This is a genomic window from Streptomyces sp. NRRL WC-3742 (assembly GCF_000720635.1).
In the GTDB taxonomy this organism is placed as follows: Bacteria; Actinomycetota; Actinomycetes; order Streptomycetales; family Streptomycetaceae; genus Kitasatospora.
Map to the genome: position 1 here is coordinate 21,928 of NZ_JOCF01000048.1, position 15,868 is coordinate 37,795.

The 15,868-nt window shown below is 72.5% G+C and carries 16 protein-coding genes and 1 riboswitch; of the genes, 10 read left to right on the forward strand and 6 right to left on the reverse strand.

Going from position 1 to position 15,868, the window contains the following annotated elements:
- Nucleotides 1-18: 18 nt before the first annotated feature.
- Nucleotides 19-864 carry a hydroxypyruvate isomerase family protein gene (locus IH61_RS0125115; protein WP_031073632.1) on the reverse strand — a complete coding sequence of 282 codons (846 nt, stop codon included), beginning with the start codon at nucleotides 862-864 and terminating at the stop codon, nucleotides 19-21.
- A gap of 208 nt (nucleotides 865-1,072) precedes the next feature.
- On the opposite strand from IH61_RS0125115, the gene IH61_RS0125120 reads away from it, so the two are divergent.
- From IH61_RS0125120 to IH61_RS0125150, 7 genes are all read left to right on the forward strand, one after another.
- Nucleotides 1,073-1,318 (forward strand): thiamine-binding protein, encoded by a 246-nt coding sequence (locus IH61_RS0125120; protein ID WP_078911377.1) that lies wholly within the window; start codon nucleotides 1,073-1,075, stop codon nucleotides 1,316-1,318.
- On the forward strand, nucleotides 1,315-1,695 hold the full coding sequence (locus IH61_RS0125125) for a helix-turn-helix domain-containing protein (RefSeq protein ID WP_031073635.1): 381 nt from the start codon (nucleotides 1,315-1,317) through the stop codon (nucleotides 1,693-1,695). Before IH61_RS0125120 ends, IH61_RS0125125 begins: the two co-directional genes overlap by 4 nt.
- Before the next feature lie 117 nt (nucleotides 1,696-1,812).
- The gene (gene uraD / locus IH61_RS0125130; RefSeq protein ID WP_051837923.1) at nucleotides 1,813-2,316 is read left to right on the forward strand and encodes a 2-oxo-4-hydroxy-4-carboxy-5-ureidoimidazoline decarboxylase; all 504 of its coding nucleotides are present in this window, start codon (nucleotides 1,813-1,815) and stop codon (nucleotides 2,314-2,316) included.
- An 86-nt stretch (nucleotides 2,317-2,402) separates the two neighbouring features.
- On the forward strand, nucleotides 2,403-2,738 hold the full coding sequence (uraH, locus tag IH61_RS0125135; RefSeq protein WP_031073639.1) for a hydroxyisourate hydrolase: 336 nt from the start codon (nucleotides 2,403-2,405) through the stop codon (nucleotides 2,736-2,738).
- Between the two features lie 27 nt (nucleotides 2,739-2,765).
- Entirely contained in the window at nucleotides 2,766-3,686 is a 921-nt protein-coding gene (gene pucL / locus IH61_RS0125140; RefSeq protein ID WP_031073641.1) for a factor-independent urate hydroxylase, read from the forward strand.
- A 418-nt stretch (nucleotides 3,687-4,104) separates the two neighbouring features.
- Nucleotides 4,105-5,457 carry a nucleobase:cation symporter-2 family protein gene (locus IH61_RS0125145; RefSeq protein ID WP_037973335.1) on the forward strand — a complete coding sequence of 451 codons (1,353 nt, stop codon included), beginning with the start codon at nucleotides 4,105-4,107 and terminating at the stop codon, nucleotides 5,455-5,457.
- 98 nt (nucleotides 5,458-5,555) lie between these two features.
- Complete coding sequence (locus IH61_RS0125150; RefSeq protein WP_031073647.1) at nucleotides 5,556-6,941, forward strand: 8-oxoguanine deaminase; 1,386 nt, start codon at nucleotides 5,556-5,558, stop codon at nucleotides 6,939-6,941.
- A gap of 265 nt (nucleotides 6,942-7,206) precedes the next feature.
- On the opposite strand, the gene aceB is transcribed toward IH61_RS0125150, so the two are convergent.
- Nucleotides 7,207-8,826, reverse strand: coding sequence for a malate synthase A (gene aceB / locus IH61_RS0125155; protein WP_031073650.1), 1,620 nt, complete (start codon nucleotides 8,824-8,826; stop codon nucleotides 7,207-7,209).
- Nucleotides 8,827-9,026: 200 nt separating this feature from the next.
- On the opposite strand from aceB, the gene IH61_RS0125160 reads away from it, so the two are divergent.
- Nucleotides 9,027-9,824 carry an IclR family transcriptional regulator gene (locus IH61_RS0125160; RefSeq protein WP_031073652.1) on the forward strand — a complete coding sequence of 266 codons (798 nt, stop codon included), beginning with the start codon at nucleotides 9,027-9,029 and terminating at the stop codon, nucleotides 9,822-9,824.
- A 148-nt stretch (nucleotides 9,825-9,972) separates the two neighbouring features.
- Nucleotides 9,973-10,539, forward strand: a complete 567-nt coding sequence (locus IH61_RS0125165; protein WP_031073653.1) for a hypothetical protein — start codon at nucleotides 9,973-9,975, stop codon at nucleotides 10,537-10,539.
- Between the two features lie 54 nt (nucleotides 10,540-10,593).
- Here the strand turns inward: IH61_RS0125165 and IH61_RS44815 are convergent, their stop codons facing one another.
- On the reverse strand, nucleotides 10,594-11,871 hold the full coding sequence (locus IH61_RS44815; protein WP_078911379.1) for a glycoside hydrolase family 16 protein: 1,278 nt from the start codon (nucleotides 11,869-11,871) through the stop codon (nucleotides 10,594-10,596).
- Between the two features lie 3 nt (nucleotides 11,872-11,874).
- A riboswitch (cyclic di-AMP (ydaO/yuaA leader) is annotated at nucleotides 11,875-12,038 on the reverse strand.
- Nucleotides 12,039-12,391: 353 nt separating this feature from the next.
- On the opposite strand from IH61_RS44815, the gene IH61_RS0125180 reads away from it, so the two are divergent.
- On the forward strand, nucleotides 12,392-12,721 hold the full coding sequence (locus IH61_RS0125180) for a MoaF-related domain-containing protein (RefSeq protein ID WP_031073656.1): 330 nt from the start codon (nucleotides 12,392-12,394) through the stop codon (nucleotides 12,719-12,721).
- Nucleotides 12,722-12,812: 91 nt separating this feature from the next.
- On the opposite strand, the gene IH61_RS0125185 is transcribed toward IH61_RS0125180, so the two are convergent.
- From IH61_RS0125185 to IH61_RS0125195, 3 genes are all read right to left on the reverse strand, one after another.
- Nucleotides 12,813-13,973 (reverse strand): alpha/beta hydrolase, encoded by a 1,161-nt coding sequence (locus tag IH61_RS0125185; RefSeq protein WP_031073659.1) that lies wholly within the window; start codon nucleotides 13,971-13,973, stop codon nucleotides 12,813-12,815.
- A 126-nt stretch (nucleotides 13,974-14,099) separates the two neighbouring features.
- A complete protein-coding gene (locus IH61_RS0125190; RefSeq protein WP_031073660.1) occupies nucleotides 14,100-15,119 on the reverse strand; it encodes an ArsR/SmtB family transcription factor in 1,020 nt (339 codons plus the stop codon).
- 193 nt (nucleotides 15,120-15,312) lie between these two features.
- Nucleotides 15,313-15,861, reverse strand: a complete 549-nt coding sequence (locus tag IH61_RS0125195; RefSeq protein ID WP_031073662.1) for a GNAT family N-acetyltransferase — start codon at nucleotides 15,859-15,861, stop codon at nucleotides 15,313-15,315.
- Nucleotides 15,862-15,868 lie beyond the last annotated feature (7 nt).

The following is a 15,868-nucleotide window of genomic DNA, read 5'->3' on the forward strand; positions in this document are numbered from 1 at the left end:
TACGTGGCTCGGCCCCGGCTACTTGGCGGCGCGCAGCTCGCGCGGCAGCCAGGCGAAGGCGTCCGAACCGGCGCCGCCCGAGGGCCGGTACTCCAGGCCGATCGGGCCGGAGTACCCGGCGGCGGAGAGCCGGGCGAAGAGGTCCTCGAAGTCCAGCTCGCCCGTGCCGGGTTCGCCCCGGCCGGGGGTGTCGGCGATCTGGACGTGGCCGATGCGGTCGGCGTACGCGTCGATGACGGCCGCCAGGTCCTCGCCGCCCCGGGCCAGGTGGTAGAGGTCGCAGAGGAAGCGGGCGTTGCCCAGGCCCGTGGCGGCGTTGACCCGGTCGACCACCTCGACGGCGGCGGCGGAGGTCACCAGCGGGTAGTCGGGGGACTCGATCGCGTTGAGGGCCTCGATCAGGAGGACGGCGCCGATGTCGTGGGCGGCCTTCGCCGCGATCACCAGGTTCTCCAGGGCGAGGGCGTCCTGTTCGGCCGGGTCGACCCCGGCGGTCCGGTTGCCGTACAGGGCGTTGAGGGCGGTGGCGCCGAGGGAGGCGGCGAGCTCGGCGGCGACCGGGACGTTGGCGCGGAAGCGCTCGCGCTCGGCGGGCAGCGAGACCGTGCCCCGGGCGCCGAGGCCGAGGTCGTCGACGAGGTTGAGGCCCGTGAGGCGCACGCCCGCGTCGGTGAACGCCTTGCGCAGCGCGTCGAGTTCGGCCTGTGCGGGCCGGTGCTCGGCCCCGAAGGGCCACCACAGTTCGGCGGCGGTGAAGCCGGCGGCCGCGGCCGCCGCGGGGCGTTCCAGCAGCGGGAGTTCGCCGAACAGGATCGACAGATTGACCGTGAAGCTGTGCTTGGCGGCGGCCGTCACGTCCTTCACCTCTCACTCTCTTCGGAATCTTCCGACGCTTCCGGCATTCGCTAATTCCACGATGCGGAACGGGGATTCTGTGTGGTGGAAGCATCTCCGGACGCCCGGAGGAGTGTCAAGGCCCCTCGCAACAATTTGTTGAAGCGGCCGGACGCCCCGCCCCCGCCGGACCCTGCCCGGCTCCGGGGCCGCTCGCTAGAGTGAGCACGTGCGATTGATGGTGGAGTTCACGACAGAACCGTTCGAACTGGACACGTTCCCGGCGCACGCCGTGGCGGCCCGCGAGGCCGTCGACGCGGCCGGCCTGGACGTCTCGGTCGGCCCCTTCGGGACCGGCGCCGAGGGCGAGGCCGAGCAGGTGCTCGCCGCCGTGACCAGGCTGCTCCGCGAGACCCTGGACGCCGGGGCGACCCGCATCTCCGTCCAGGTCAGCGTGCTGGGCGAGGAGGGCGGTACGGCGTGACCGGGCAGCACGTGGAGCACCCGCTCGCCGCGGCCGTCAAGCCACTGCTGGACGCGGTCGGCGCGACGCCCGTCCCCCTGGGCGAGGTGCGGGCCGAGGACATCGTCCTGGAGTGGGAGGGCGCCCCGGCCATGGCCGTCCGGCTGCCGCACCTGAGCAGCGCCCTGGACCGCCTGCTGGCCGAGATGACCCGCCAGTTCGACGGCCGTCCGCTCGCCGAGCTGGACCGCCTGGAGAAGCAGCGGGTGGTGGCCCTGCTGGAGGAGCGCGGCGCCTTCACCGTCCGGCACGGCGTGGAGACGGTGGCCACGGCCCTGGGTGTCAGCCGCTTCACGGTGTACAACTACCTCAACCGCCAGGACGGCTCGAAGCCCTGAACGACCCGGCGGCGGGCCAGGTTCAAAAAGTGACCACCAACCGTTCAACAAACTGTTGACGGCCGGGTGGGGTCGATCTAGCTTGTGCGGGTGGCACCACTCTTCAGGAGGTCCACCGTGACCAACCACCCCCACACCCTCGACTCCCTGGCCGCGGCCGATCCGGCGGAGCTGGACGAGATCCTGCTGGAGATTTGCTCCAGCCCCCGCTGGGCCGCCGCGGTCGCCGAGGCCCGACCCTGGTCCAGCCGTGAAGCCCTGCTCGCCGCCAACGCGGCGGCCATGGCGCGGCTGACCGCCGAGGACCTGCACGACGCGATGTCCGGCCACGCCCGGATCGGCGAGCCCAGGGCGGGCGACGCCGCCTCCGAGCGCGAACAGGCCGGCGTCCAGGGCGTGGACCGGGCCGTCCTCGACGAACTGCACAAGGCCAACGCCGCCTACGAGGCGAAGTTCGGCCACGTGTTCCTCATCTGCGCGACCGGCCGCACCGCCGCCACCATGCTCGCGGCCCTGCGCGAGCGCCACCCCAACGACCCGGCCACCGAGGCGGAGATCGTCCGGGGCGAATTGCGCAGGATCAACGACATCCGACTGGGCCGCCTCCTCGACGAGTCCTGACGGATCGTCAAGAATGCTTCACAGGGCTCCTGCCTTTTCTCGCCTGACGCGTCGTCATCTCTGCCATCAGTAAGGTTACTTCACCCATGACTGGCATCTCCACCCACGTGCTCGACACCAGTCTCGGCCTCCCCGCCGAGGGCGTCCCCGTCGAGCTCGCACTGCGCACCGAGGGTGGCTGGAAGGTGCTCGGCGCCTCCGCCACGGACTCCGACGGCCGGGTCAGGGACCTACCGGCCGTGGAGGCGGGCTCGGTCGTCCGGCTGCTCTTCGACACGGCCGCGTACCACGCGGGCGCGTCCCCGGAGCCGCCGTTCTTCCCCGAGGTCTCGATCGTCTTCACGGTCGCGCCCGCGCAGCCGCACTACCACGTGCCGCTGCTGCTCAATCCGTTCGGCTACTCGGTCTACCGCGGAAGCTAGACCGACCTGGAACCCTAGGAGCCAGTCATGGCCCACGTGCTCGGTCAGAACCAGTACGGCAAGGCGGAGAACCGCATCGTCCGGGTCCGGCGCGACTCCACCCGGCACGAGATCAAGGACCTGAACGTCTCGGTCTCCCTCCAGGGCGAGTTCGAGGACGTCCACCTCACCGGGTCCAACGCCAACTGCCTTCCCACCGACACCACCAAGAACACCGTGTACGCCTTCGCCAAGAAGTACGGCATCGAGTCCGCCGAAGCCTTCGGCATCCTCCTGGCCCGGCACTTCGTGGACGACACCGAGCGCGGCGTCGTCCACAGCGCCCGCATCCGGATCGAGGAGTACGCCTGGGAGCGGATCAGGACGCCCGACAGCTCCGCCCGCTTCATCGGCTCCGAGGAGGTCGGCCACTCCTTCGTCCGCAGCGGGCAGGAGGTCCGCACCACCGAGATCGTCTACGACGGCGAGCGCGTCCAGGTGATCTCCGGCCTCAAGGACCTGGTCGTCCTGAACTCCACCAACTCGGAGTTCTGGGGCTACATCAAGGACCGGTACACCACCCTGAAGGAGGCGTACGACCGCATCCTCGCCACCCAGGTCACCGCCCGCTGGAAGTACGGCTACAGCGGCCGCGAGGACGAGGCCCAGCCCAACTGGGACCGCTCCTACACCCAGGTGCGGCGCCACCTGCTGGAGGCGTTCGCCGAGACCTACTCCTACTCGCTGCAGCAGACCCTGTACGCGATGGGCACCCGGGTGCTCAACAACCGCCCCGAGGTGGACGAGGTCCGCCTCGAACTGCCCAACAAGCACCACTTCCTGGTGGACCTGGAGCCCTTCGGGCTCGAGAACGACAACGAGGTCTACTACGCCGCGGACCGCATGTACGGCCTGATCGAGGGCACCGTGCACCGCGAGGGCGTCACCCCGGTCATCCCGGTGGTCTGACCCCGGTCCACCCTCCCCGTCACACCTGCCTCATCTGTCACACCTGCCTCACCCATCCCATCTGCCCTACCTGTCTCACCTGCACCTCCACCCCCACCCACCGGAGTTCGTGCCCGCCTCGCGGCGGCCGGCCCGGGGCGTCGGAGGCCACGGCCGAGGGACCCTTGCACCGCCGTCCCGCCCTCGGCCTCCCCGCATCGTCAGCCGGTCTCCAGCGCCCTCGGCGCGCCGGGAGCCACGGGCACAAGAGGGGCTCGACATGGCACCCAGCAACACCAGCAGCACAGACGGCGGTTCCACCCCTGCGAGAATCCCCGGACCGGACGGACCAGCCGGGCCGAACGAACCGGACGGACCAGCCGGGCCTGACGGGCCTGACGGACCGGACCGGACGGCCGGGATCCACCCCGTGGACGAGATGCTGCCCCCGGTGAAGCTGTTCACCACCGGTCTGCAGCACGTCGCCGCGATGTACGCGGGAGTCGTCGCACCCCCGCTGATCGTCGGCGCCGCGGTCGGGCTGTCGCCCGCCGACCTCGCCCTGCTCATATCGGCCAGCCTGTTCACCGCGGGACTGGCCACCCTGCTCCAGACCCTGGGCGTCTGGCGGATCGGCGCGCGACTGCCGTTCGTCAACGGCGTCTCCTTCGCCGGTGTGGCACCCATGGTCGCCATCGCACGCGGCAGCACCGATCACGACGGGGGCACGGGGAACGCCCTGCCGGTGATCTTCGGCGCCGTGATCGTCGCGGGGAGCCTGTGCTTCCTCGCGGCGCCGTACTTCTGCAAGCTCATCCGGTTCTTCCCCCCGGTCGTCCAGGGCACCGTGATCACCCTCATCGGGGTGTCCCTGCTGCCGGTGGCGGTCAACTGGGCGCGCGGCGGCTCCCCGTCCGCGCCCGGGTACGGCTCCATGCGGGCCATCGGCCTCGCCGCGCTCACCCTCACCGCGGTGGTGCTCTGCAACCGGCTGCTGCGCGGGTTCTGGCAGCAGCTGTCCCTGCTCGTGGGCCTGGCGGTCGGCACCCTGGCCGCCTTCCCGCTGGGCCTGGCCGACTTCGGCAGCGTGCGGGACGCCCAGGTCTTCGCGCTCCCCTCGCCCTTCCACTTCGGCGCCCCGCAGTTCGACGCGGCCGCGATCGCCTCGATGTGCATCGTCATGGTGGTCTCGATGACCGAGTCCACCGCCGACATGCTCGCCCTGGGCAGGATCGTCGACCGCGAGGCGGACGAATCCGTCCTCGCCGCCGGCCTGCGGGCCGACGGTCTGGCCACCGCGCTCAGCCCGGTCCTCAACGGCTTCGCGGCCAGCGCCTTCGCCCAGAACATCGGGCTGGTGGCGCTGACCCGGGTCCGCAGCCGTTTCGTCGTCGCGGCCGGCGGAGGCATCCTGATCGTGCTCGGGCTCTTCCCGGTGCTCGGGTCGCTCGTCTCCGTGGTGCCGCAGCCCGTCCTGGGCGGCGCCGGGATCGTGCTCTTCGGCACGGTCGCGGCCAGCGGCATCCGCACCCTCGCGGAGGCCGGAATGGAGTCCGGAGGCAACACCATCCTGGTGTCGGTCTCGCTCGGCGTCGGCATCGTGCCGATCGCCGCGCCGACCTTCTACGACGCCTTCCCGGAGGCCGTCCGCACCCTGATGCACTCGGGGATCTCGGCCGGCTGCGTGACGGCCGTCCTGCTCAACCTGCTCTTCCACCACGTCGGAGCCGCCCGCCGGACCAGATCCGGCCGGGCCTCCGGTTCGACGGTGCCGACGGCGACACCGTCCTGACCGGCCCGGGAGGGGCGCACGCCCCGGCACGCACCCCCGGTACGCGCCCCTCCCGGCCCCGCCCGCGCCTCGCGGGCCCGCCCCCAAGGAGTCACACCATGTCCGTCCAGCCACCGCCCGCCGAGCAGCGGATCGTCATCGAGAACGCCGCCATCGCGACCGTCGACGCCCAGGACACCGAGTACGCCCGCGGGCACGTGGTGATCCTCGGCAACCGGATCGAGTCGGTCGGCGACGGCCCCGCGCCCGCCTGGCTGGACAACGTCGTGCGGCGCATCAACGCCGAGGGGCACCTCGTCACCCCCGGGCTGGTCAACACCCACCACCACTTCTACCAGTGGATCACCCGCGGCCTCGCCCAGGACGCCATCCTCTTCGACTGGCTCGTCGCCCTGTACCCGACCTGGGCGCGCATCGACGAGCACCTCGTCCACGCCGCCGCCCAGGGCTCGGCCGCCGCCCTCCTCAAGTCGGGCTGCTCCACCGCCTCCGACCACCACTACGTGTTCCCGAAGGACGGCGGGGACGTGCTCGGCGCCTCCGTCGAGGCCGTGCAGGAGCTGGGGCTGCGCTTCACGGCGCTGCGCGGCTCGATGGACCGCGGCCGCAAGGACGGCGGGCTGCCGCCGGACCACGCCGTCGAGGACCTCGACGCCATCCTGGCCGCCTCCGAGGCCGCCGTCGACCGCTACCACGACGCCGGCTTCGGCTCCATGCTGCACGTGGCGCTCGCGCCCTGCTCGCCGTTCTCCGTCTCCACCGAGCTGCTGCGCCAGTCCGCCGAGCTGGCCCGCCGCAAGGGCGTGCGGCTGCACACCCACGGGTCGGAGACGGCCGAGGAGGAACGCTTCTGCAAGGAGCTGTTCGGGATGGGGCCGACCGACTACTTCGAGTCGGTGGGCTGGCTCGGCGAGGACGTCTGGATGGCGCACTGCGTGCACATGAACGACTCCGACATCGCCAAGTTCGCCGAGACGGGGACGGGCGTGGCGCACTGCCCCTCCTCCAACGCCCGCCTCGGCGCCGGGATCGCGCGGGTGCCCGACATGCTGCGCGCCGGGGTGCCGGTCGGGCTCGGGGTGGACGGCACCGCCTCCAACGAGTCCGGCGAGCTGGGCACGGAGCTGCGCAACGCGCTGCTGATCAACCGGCTGCACGGCTCCCCCACCGCCCTCACCGGGCGCCAGGCGCTGCGGCTGGGCACCATGGGCGGCGCCCGGGTGCTCGGGCGGCAGCACGAGATCGGGTCGGTGGAGGCCGGAAAGCTCGCCGACCTGGCGCTGTGGAAGGTCGACGGGGTGATGCACTCCTCGATAGCCGACCCGGTCGCGGCGCTGACCTTCGGCGCGCTGCCGCCGCTGTCGGTGCTGTTCGTCAACGGCAACGCCGTGGTCGAGAAGGGCGTGCTGACCACCGTGGACGAGGACAGGATCGCCCTCGCCTGCGCCCGCGCCGCCAGGGAGCTGGCCGCCCGGCCGGTGTGACACCCCGATGACTCCGGGGCGCCCAGGGACGGTGCGTGACCCGGACTCCGCCCGGCCGGCAGGTACGGACGGAGCACGGCCCCGAACCCACGGCGAGGGTTCGGGGCCGTGATGCGGGTGGCGGGCGGGGGCAGCAGGTGACGGACGACTAATGACGGATGACAGCGAACGGATGACAGCTGACAGGTTTCAGCGAACAGATGATGTTCGCTGACATCTGCCAACTGTCATCCGTTCGCTGAAACCTGTCAGCTGTTCGCCGTGCTCAGCCGAGCAGCGGCAGGGCCGGGAGGGTCAGGAAGTCGACGAACTCCTCCGCCAGCGCGACCTGCTCGAAGAGCCGGGCGGCCTCCTCCCAGCGGCCGGCCCCGTACGCCTCCTCGCCCAACTCCTCGCCCAACTCAACGAGTTCGGTGGCAACGAGGCCGCGCACCAGTTCGGCGGTGGCCTTCTCGCCGGTGTCGGAGAGCACGACGCCGTTGTGGATCCACTGCCAGATCTGCGAGCGGGAGATCTCGGCGGTGGCCGCGTCCTCCATCATGTGGAAGATCCCGACGGCGCCGAGCCCGCGCAGCCACGCCTCGATGTAGCGCACGCCCACCTGGACGGCGTTGTGCAGCCCGGCGCGGGTGCAGTGGCCTCCGGCGCCGGCGATGTCGAGGAGCTGGGCGGCGGTGACGGGCTCCGCCGGGCCGGGGTCGTCCTTCTGGTGCGGGCGCTCGCCGAGTACGGCGTCGAAGCAGGCCCGGGCGACGGGCACCAGGTCCGGGTGGGCGACCCAGGAGCCGTCGAAGCCGTTGCCGGCCTCGCGGTCCTTGTCCGCCCGGACCTTCTCCAGGGCGGCCGCGTTGACCTCCGGGTCCCTGCGGCTGGGGATGAACGCGGCCATGCCGCCGATGGCATGGGCGCCGCGCCGGTGGCAGGTCTGCACCAGCAGCCGGGTGTAGGCGGCCATGAACGGCGAGGCCATGGTCACGCTGTTGCGGTCGGGCAGGATGTAGTGCGCTCCGGCGTCGCGGAAGTTCTTGACGATCGAGAACAGGTAGTCCCAGCGGCCCGCGTTGAGCCCCGCGGCGTGCTCGCGGAGCTCGTAGAGGATCTCGTCCATCTCGAAGGCGGCGGTGATGGTCTCGATCAGGACGGTGGCGCGGATCGTGCCGTGCGGGATACCGAGTTGGGCCTGGGCGTGGGTGAACACGTCGTTCCAGAGCCGGGCCTCGAGGTGGCTCTCGGTCTTGGGCAGGTAGAAGTAGGGGCCGGAGTTCGGGTCCTCGGCGCCCTTGGCGAGCAGCCGGGCGGCGTTGTGGAAGAAGTAGAGGCCGAAGTCGACGAACGCGCCCGCGACCGGGGCCCCGTCGACCAGCAGGTGGTTCTCGTCGAGGTGCCAGCCGCGCGGGCGCACGACGACGGTGGCGAGTTCGGCGGCGGGCCTCAGGGTGTAGGACTTGCCGGCGTAGGTGGTGAAGTCGATGCGGCCCTCGAAGGCGTCGGTCAGGTTGATCTGACCGCCAATCACGTTCTCCCAGGTCGGGGAGGTGGCGTCCTCGAAGTCGGCGAGCCAGATCCGCGCCCCGGAGTTGAGGGCGTTGATGACCATCTTGCGGTCGGTGGGCCCGGTGATCTCGACCCGGCGGTCCTGGAGGGCGCGGGGCGCCTCGGCGACCTTCCAGTCGCCGGCGCGGACGTCGGCGGTCTCGGGGAGGAAGTCCAGGCTGCCGGTGGCGGCGATCTCCGCGCGCCTGGCCCTGCGCCGGGCGAGCAGTTCCTGCCGTCGCCCCTCGAAGGCGCGATGGAGCCCGGCGACGAAGGCGAGCGCCTCCGGGGTGAGCACCTCCTGCGCCCGGGGGATGTTCGGACCGGCGACAGTGACGGGATCTGCAGCCATGAGCAGGACACTCCTAAGACGGTTGAGCCTGGCGAAGGGAGCTCCGGTGGGAACTTCCTCGGGGAACTTCCGCGATCGGAACCCGCCTGTCGGCGAGTCCGATTCTGTAAGGTGGACACTAGTTTCCGCGATACAGAATTTCAACGGTTTGTTGAAGATCGCCGGGACTCTACTCCGCCCCGACAGCGAAGGGAACTCCGGTGGCCCGTACCCCCGAATCAGCATCGACGACCGTCGCCGACCGCGCGAGTGGCGGCGTGCAGTCCGTCGAACGCGCCTTCCAGCTCCTGGAGGCGCTGGCGGACTCCGGCGGCGTGGCCACCCTCAGCGAGCTCTCCGGCAGCTCGGGCCTTCCCATGCCCACCATTCACCGGCTGGTCCGCACCCTTGTCCAGCAGGGCTACGTCCGCCAGGACACCGCCCGCCGCTACACCCTCGGCCCCCGGCTGATCCGCCTCGGCGAGACCGCCGGACGCCTGCTCGGCAGCTGGGCCCGCCCCTACCTCGCCGAGCTCATGGAGGCCACCGGCGAGACCGCCAACCTGGCGGTGCTGGAGGGCGGCGAGGTGGTGTACGTCGGGCAGGTGCAGTCGCGGCGCTCGATGCGGATGTTCACCGAGGTCGGGCGGCGGGTCCAGCCGCACTGCACCGGCGTCGGCAAGGCGCTGCTCGCCCAGCTCCCCGAGGACGAGGCGCGCGCCGTCCTGGGCCCCAACCCCCTGCCCGCGCACACCCAGTACACCGTCACCGACCCGCAGGAGCTGATGCGCCAGCTCGCCGAGGCCCGCGAGCGCGGCTACGTGGTCGACGACCAGGAGCAGGAGATCGGCGTGCGCTGCATCGCCCTCGCCGTCCCGGGAGCGCCGACGCCCACCGCGCTGTCCGTCTCCGGCCCCGAGGCCCGCATCCGGGCACTGGAGGAGCAGACCGGCGCGGCCTCGCTGGTGCCGGTGATGCACGGGATCGCCGGACGGCTCGGGCTGGTCCTGGCGCCCTGAGGATCTGACGCCGCGCAACCCCCCGTCCCCCGTTCGGGCGGACGGCGGGCGGGTTGCGCCCGGGCCCCGGCGGTGGCTGCGCCACCCTGGTGCGGACGCGGCCCGCGACGGTGCGGGCGGCCGCAGCGCGAGGGCAGGGTGAGCGGGCATGGTGCGCGGACGAGCACGGAGCAGCATCGTCGTCGGCAGGAGCGTCGCGGCGGCCGCGGCGGCGGGCTGCGCGGCCGCCCTCCTGGCCTCGGGCCCGTCCTTCGCGCCGCCCGCGCCCGTCCTGGTGGCACGGGCCGCCCCCGCGCCCTCCCCCGCGACCTCCCCCTCCCACTCGAAGCTGGAGGTCGTCCGGATCGACCCGGACCCGGCCCCGCCCGGCGGCACCACCACCGTGCACGCCTTCGTCGCCAACCGCGGCCCGGAGGCGACGGCCTCCCCCTTCACCGTCCTGGTCGCGCTGCCGCAGGGCGTCTCCCCGCAGGGCCCGTACTTCCCCGCCGACTGCGAGGTGCTGCGCCACGGCCGCCTGGTGCGCTGCGTCTTCGGGCCCGGACTGCCGCCGCTGCGCACCGCGACGGCGCTGGTGCCGGTGCGCCTGGACCCGGAGCTTCGCCCGGGCCGGCTCACCGGCGGCTGGGTCGCGGTGCGCAGCGCGGACGACCCGGAGGGCGCGGGCGCCCGGCAGCCGTACGACCTCACGGTGGCCGAGCCGACTGCCGGGTGACGAATGCCGGGTGACGCCCTCCGGCTCCCCGCGTTCCTGTCGCCCGGACAGGGCCTAGCGGTAGACCCGGACGTAGTCCGCGGCCATGGTGATCGGGGTGTTCCCCTGCGGCGAGGGGTGGTACTTCCCGGCGGACACCGACAGGTTGAGGATCAGGTACGCGGACCAGTTGGCGCCGACGCCCTTGCCGTCGGAGTGGACCTTGACGCCGTTGACGTACCAGTCCACGGAGTTGGCACCGTAGTGGGTGCCGATGGTGACCCACTGGTCCTTGGCGACGGTCTTGGGGTTGGTCCAGTACTCGGGGTTGCTCGGGTTGACGTGGTTGGTCAGCTCGAGCAGGTTCGGGTTGTCGGGGTGGTACTCGAAGGAGTCGATCTCCCCGTGCGCGCCGCTGTCGCCGTTCCAGGTCCACAGCGCCGGCCAGGCGCCGGTGCCGGCCGGGAGCTTGACCCGGGTCTCGGCGTAGTCGCCGGTCTTCACCTTGAAGCCCTGGCTGGAGTACTCGGTGGTGAGCAGGCCCGCGTCCCACGCCTGCTTGCCGTTCTCCAGGGTGTGGCTGCCGGGCGCGGCGGTGAAGGTGGCGACGCCGCCCGAGACGGCGACCTTGCTCTGGTCGATCCAGTCGAGCTTGTTGTCGTCCGGGTTGTGGGTCTTGTAGTGGTACGAGCTGCTCTGGTCGCCGGTCCAGCGGGAGCCGTACGCGATGGGGCCGTTGAACTCCTCGTCGAAGGCCATCGACTTGCCGGCGATCGGCGCGGCCTGCGGGTCCGGGGCCGGAGTGGGCGCCGGGGTGGGCGTCGGGGTGGGCGTCGGGCTCGGCTTCGGGGTGGGGCTCGGGGTCGGGCTCGGGGTGGGCGTCGCGGCGGTGGAGACCACGAGCTTCTGCGAGGCCAGGTTGTGCCAGGCGCCGGCCTGGTCCTGCCAGAAGCCGAACTGGGTGTACGTGCCGACGGGCAGGGTGCGGGCACCGCTGGTGAAGCTGGTGCCGCTGGGGCAGATCCGCACGTTGGAGGCGTTGCCGGGGAAGTCCAGGTTGGTGCCGGCGGCGTCGCGCACGCCCACGCCCACGGTCTTCGCGGTGAAGCAGGCCGAGGAGTGGAGGGTGAGCGAGGCCGTGGTGGCCTTGTTCGCGACCATGGCGGCCGGGGCCAGCCGGTCCTGGGTGACGGTCGGGGCGGTCGCGGCCTGGGCGCTGGTGGCGGCCGGGAGGCCGAGGAGGCCGGCGCCGCCGATGGCGAGCGCGCCGGTGGCGGCGAGGGCGGCGTTGCGGCCGCGGTGGGAGGGGCGGGCGTGGCGCGGAGCGCGGCGGACCCGGGCAGGCTGAAGCATGGTGTGTGTCCTCTGCGACGCCTGCGAGGTGAGCTGTCGGGTTCGGGCTGAGGATGCCCGGCCGCCTGTGGGAGGCGGCTTCACCCCAAGCCGCGGCCGTGCGCGGGAGCGCAGGGCCGGGCACTGACCTTGGTTCCCCCGCTCCCGTCCACTGGTGTGCTCGACTGCCCGCCGTCGGGTGGACGGGACTCGGCGTCCCGGCGGCGGGGTCCGCAGGGGCGGACGACGGTTGCAGGCTAGGCAACTCGTCCGTAGGCGGACAACTCTCCGGGGCCCGTTGTCGCGCACCTCACAGTGGTGTCGATCAACGACGCTGCGTGGCGGGCGAGTTGATCACGCCGTCTGGGTGCGCCCGGGCCCCCGCGGACTCCGTACCGGAGAATGGCGCGGCCCGTATGGGCCCGGTCGGATAAATTGGAGGTCTGACCTCCTACGCACTGCACAAGAGCGCGTGGGAGGACCGGGGCCCACCAACCCGACGCCCTGCCCGCCCACCTCCCGACCGAGGAGCCGCCTCACCATGACCACGACCCTGCCCGGCTTCGCCGGCCGCACCTACGTCTTCCGGGTCGACAACGGCGCGGCGTTCCGCAACACCTACTCGGCCGACGGCACGCGGCTGCGCTGGGAGGGCCTCGGCGAGTCGGCGGGCCAGTGGGAGGACGTGAGCCTGCACGTCGCCGAGGTCGCGCCGGAGATCTACTTCGTGAGCTGGACGGAGCGCAGCGGGATCACCGTCAGCCATGTGATGGACCTGGCCAGGCTCACCGTGCGGGCGTTCTGGACCTTCGAGGGCGAGGGCGGCCGCGTCGGCCAGCTGCACACCGGGACCCTGGAGCCGGTGGGCTGAGCGCCCTCCCGTACGAAACGGCGGCGGGGCCCGGGACCGGTGTACGGTCCCGGGCCCCCGCGCTGCCGTCTGCCCAGGCTCAGGCTCAGGCTCAGGCGGTCACGGGCGCGGCCGGGCGGTCCGGGACCTTGAGGTGCTGGGAGAGCCACTCCAGCGAGGAGGGCAGCAGCGCGCTCCAGGTCTCGAAGTTGTGGCCGCCGTTCTCGAGCATGCTGTACGAGACCTTCATCGGGCTCCGCACGGCGTCGACGAACGCCTCGGTCTCCTGCCGGTAGTTCCCGTCGCCCTTCTTGGTGCCCGCCAGCAGCACGGACACCTTCGGCTGCGGCAGGTTCCTGAGCCGCCACAGCAGGTTCGCCTCGTGCCGGCGCTGCTCGCTGCCGCCGAAGAGGTCCCCGGTGGTCGGGTCGTCGGTCGGGGCGTCGTAGTACGCGGAGAGGGCGACGGCGGTCGGGAAGACGTCCGGGTGGCGCATGGCCAGCTTGAGGGCGCAGTAGCCGCCGGTGGAGTTGCCCATGAACGCCCATGCCTGCGGGTCGGTGGAGACCCGGTAGCTGGCCTGGATCGCGGAGGGGACGTCCTTGGCGAAGTACGTGTCGGACTGCGCCCCGTTCGGGACGTCCTCGCACTCGGTGTCCTGCGGCAGGGCCGGCGAGGGGCGCACCAGGACCATGACGGTCGGCTGCATCCGCCCCTCCTGGAGGAGCTTGAGCGCCGCGCCCGGGTAGTTGAAGCGGGTGATCAGGTTCTCGGCGATCCCCGGGAAGCCGGTGCTGACGATCACGGCCGGGAACTGCTTGTCGGCGTACGCGGGCTGGAAGTACTGCGGCGGCAGGTAGACGTAGCCCTCGGTGGAGAGCCGGCTGCTCTTCCCGTCGATGCGGACCTTGCGGATCTCGCCGGACTGGGCGGGCTCGCGGCCCATCGCGCCGCCGCCCTTGACCGAGGCGGTGCCGATCGTGTCCACCACCAGGCGGCCGGAGGCGTCGGCCTTGTTGTGGATGACCACCGGGCCGGTCTCACCGGTGCCCAGCAGGTCGTCCCAACTGCTGTAGAACGCGAAGTAGTTGTTGGCCACCAGGCCGAGGGCGGCGAGCACGGTGAGCTGGGTGCCGAGCAGCGCCCCGATCCGGCCGAGCACCGCCTGCCAGCTCTTCCCCGCCAGCCTGGGCCACAGCCAGACCGTGCCGACCATCATCACGACGGCGATCAAAACGGTCAGTGCCAGCACCTTGTGGCTCGTCAGACCCATGTCCCACTTGCTCCCACGCCTCGTACCTCCGCGCCCCCGGGGCGGCGGACATCAGGGGAGGTCACCCCGGTTCCCCCGCCGGGGCGTGAGGTCCAACCCTAGCGTCACCTGGGAGAAAGCTGGATGTCAGGTCGAGGGGTGCTCCCGGTCGGGGACGGCGGCGGCTCCCGGGGTGCGCACCAGCCTCTGGTAGAGCACCGTGCGCGAGCGGCGGGTGCGCTGCACCAGCCCGGCGCGGTGGAGGATCTGCAGGTGGTAGGAGACGGTCGCGGGGCTCAGGCACAGGCGGGTGGCCAGCTCCCCCGTCGAGTGCGGCTGGGAGAGTTCGGCGAGCAGCTTCACCCTGGTCGCGCCGAGCAGTTCGTCGCGGCCCGTGCGCGGCAGGCAGTCGGTCGGCGCCGCCGGGTAGACGATCAGCGGCCCCCGGCGCGCGGGTGTGCCTGGGGGTTCGCCGCCGCAGAAGATCGCCCTTGCCGCGAAGACGCTGGGGACGAGGACCGCCGAGTCGGCCTCGAGGTCGATGCGGTGGGCGTCGGCGACGAGGGGGGTCAGGTGGAGGACGCCGTCGCGCTCCCGGAGGTTGGGGGCGAGGCTGTCGAGGGTGTCCGAGATCCCCCGGGTGACGATCGCGGAGGCGCGGGTGGCGACCTCGCCCTCGAGGCGGGCGCGGATGCCGGGCCAGTGGGGGGCGAGGGCGGCGTGCCAGAACTGCTCCATCTCCCCGGCGATCCGCTGCGCCAGGTACTCCTCGCCCCGGTCCAGGGCCGCCAGCAGCAGCCGGGGCGGGCGGCGGGCCGGGCTGCGGTCCCAGGCGTGGCCGTCGAGGGCCGCCGACAGCTCGTAGCGGACCCGCTCGGCCGGGGTGGTGGCGACCAGGTGCAGGCCGCCGGTGAGCGTCATGTCGAAGCCCGTCGACTCGGGCCGCAGGAAGTCGGGGGCGTAGCCGAGCGGCCCGCCGCCCGCGACGGCGGCGAGCAGGCCCAACTGCCGTTCCTCCAGGGCCCGTACGGCGTTGTCCCGCCAGCGCGGGCCGAGCACCTGCGGGGTGCGGGCGAGGGTGAAGAGCAGGTCCTTGGCCGTGTCGAGGGGGGAGGCGGCGAACCGGACCCTTCCCAGACCTCGCACGCCCAGGTCGATCCGGATCACGGGCGGGCCCCCTCGGACGGCTTCGGACGACTGCGGATGGCTTCGGATAGCTGCGGACGACTGCGAACGACTGCGGACGGCTCGGACGACTGCGGACGGTCTCGAGAGGCATCGAATCACCCGGGGGTGGACACGTCACCCGGTTCCCCGGATTCCGTTCCCCCGAGGGGGTTCACCCCTGCGCGCGGGCCCGTCAGGCGTGGACGGGGCGCAGCGGCTTCGCGAGGACGAGTTCGCCCGCGCGCTCGGCGAGCGGGGTGAAGCCGTGGCGGCGGTAGAGGGCGAGGGCGGGTTCGTTCGCCGGGAGGACGCCGAGGTGCAGGGTGGTGGCGCCGTCCTCGCGGGCCCAGCGCTCGACCTCGGCGATGAGCAGGTCCGCCACGCCCCGGCCGCGCGCCCGCGGGGCGACCCAGAGCGAGCGCAGTTCCCGGACCTCGGGCGCCGGCCCCGGCATGCCGGCGGCGAGGCCGACCGCCGCGCCGTCCGGTGCCGCGCCATCCGGTGCCGCGTCCGGGAGCCTCTGCCCGTCTAGGAGAGCGGAGGCTCCCTGACTCGGCGCCAGGAAGGCCGCCACCTGGTGGGCGCGCGGATCGTCGAGGCGGGCGCGCCAGCGCTGCGCGCCGCCGTCGTGCCAGTCGGCGAGGCTCGCTCTGAACGCCTGCGGCGCGTCCGTCAGCGCGGCGACGCGCAGGTCGTGCCAGAGGGGCGCGTCGGCGGGGGTGAGCGTGCGCAGGTCGATCACGACGGCC

Excerpts from the sequence above, each read along its gene's own strand:
- IH61_RS0125120 (WP_078911377.1), top strand. The coding sequence starts at position 1,073 with ATGGTGGAGTTCACGACAGAACCGTTCGAACTGGACACGTTCCCGGCG.
- uraH (WP_031073639.1), top strand. The coding sequence starts at position 2,403 with ATGACTGGCATCTCCACCCACGTGCTCGACACCAGTCTCGGCCTCCCC.
- pucL (WP_031073641.1), top strand. The coding sequence starts at position 2,766 with ATGGCCCACGTGCTCGGTCAGAACCAGTACGGCAAGGCGGAGAACCGC.
- IH61_RS0125145 (WP_037973335.1), top strand. The coding sequence starts at position 4,105 with ATGCTGCCCCCGGTGAAGCTGTTCACCACCGGTCTGCAGCACGTCGCC.
- IH61_RS0125150 (WP_031073647.1), top strand. The coding sequence starts at position 5,556 with ATGTCCGTCCAGCCACCGCCCGCCGAGCAGCGGATCGTCATCGAGAAC.
- aceB (WP_031073650.1), bottom strand. The coding sequence starts at position 8,826 with ATGGCTGCAGATCCCGTCACTGTCGCCGGTCCGAACATCCCCCGGGCG.
- IH61_RS0125165 (WP_031073653.1), top strand. The coding sequence starts at position 9,973 with ATGGTGCGCGGACGAGCACGGAGCAGCATCGTCGTCGGCAGGAGCGTC.
- IH61_RS44815 (WP_078911379.1), bottom strand. The coding sequence starts at position 11,871 with ATGCTTCAGCCTGCCCGGGTCCGCCGCGCTCCGCGCCACGCCCGCCCC.
- IH61_RS0125180 (WP_031073656.1), top strand. The coding sequence starts at position 12,392 with ATGACCACGACCCTGCCCGGCTTCGCCGGCCGCACCTACGTCTTCCGG.
- IH61_RS0125185 (WP_031073659.1), bottom strand. The coding sequence starts at position 13,973 with ATGGGTCTGACGAGCCACAAGGTGCTGGCACTGACCGTTTTGATCGCC.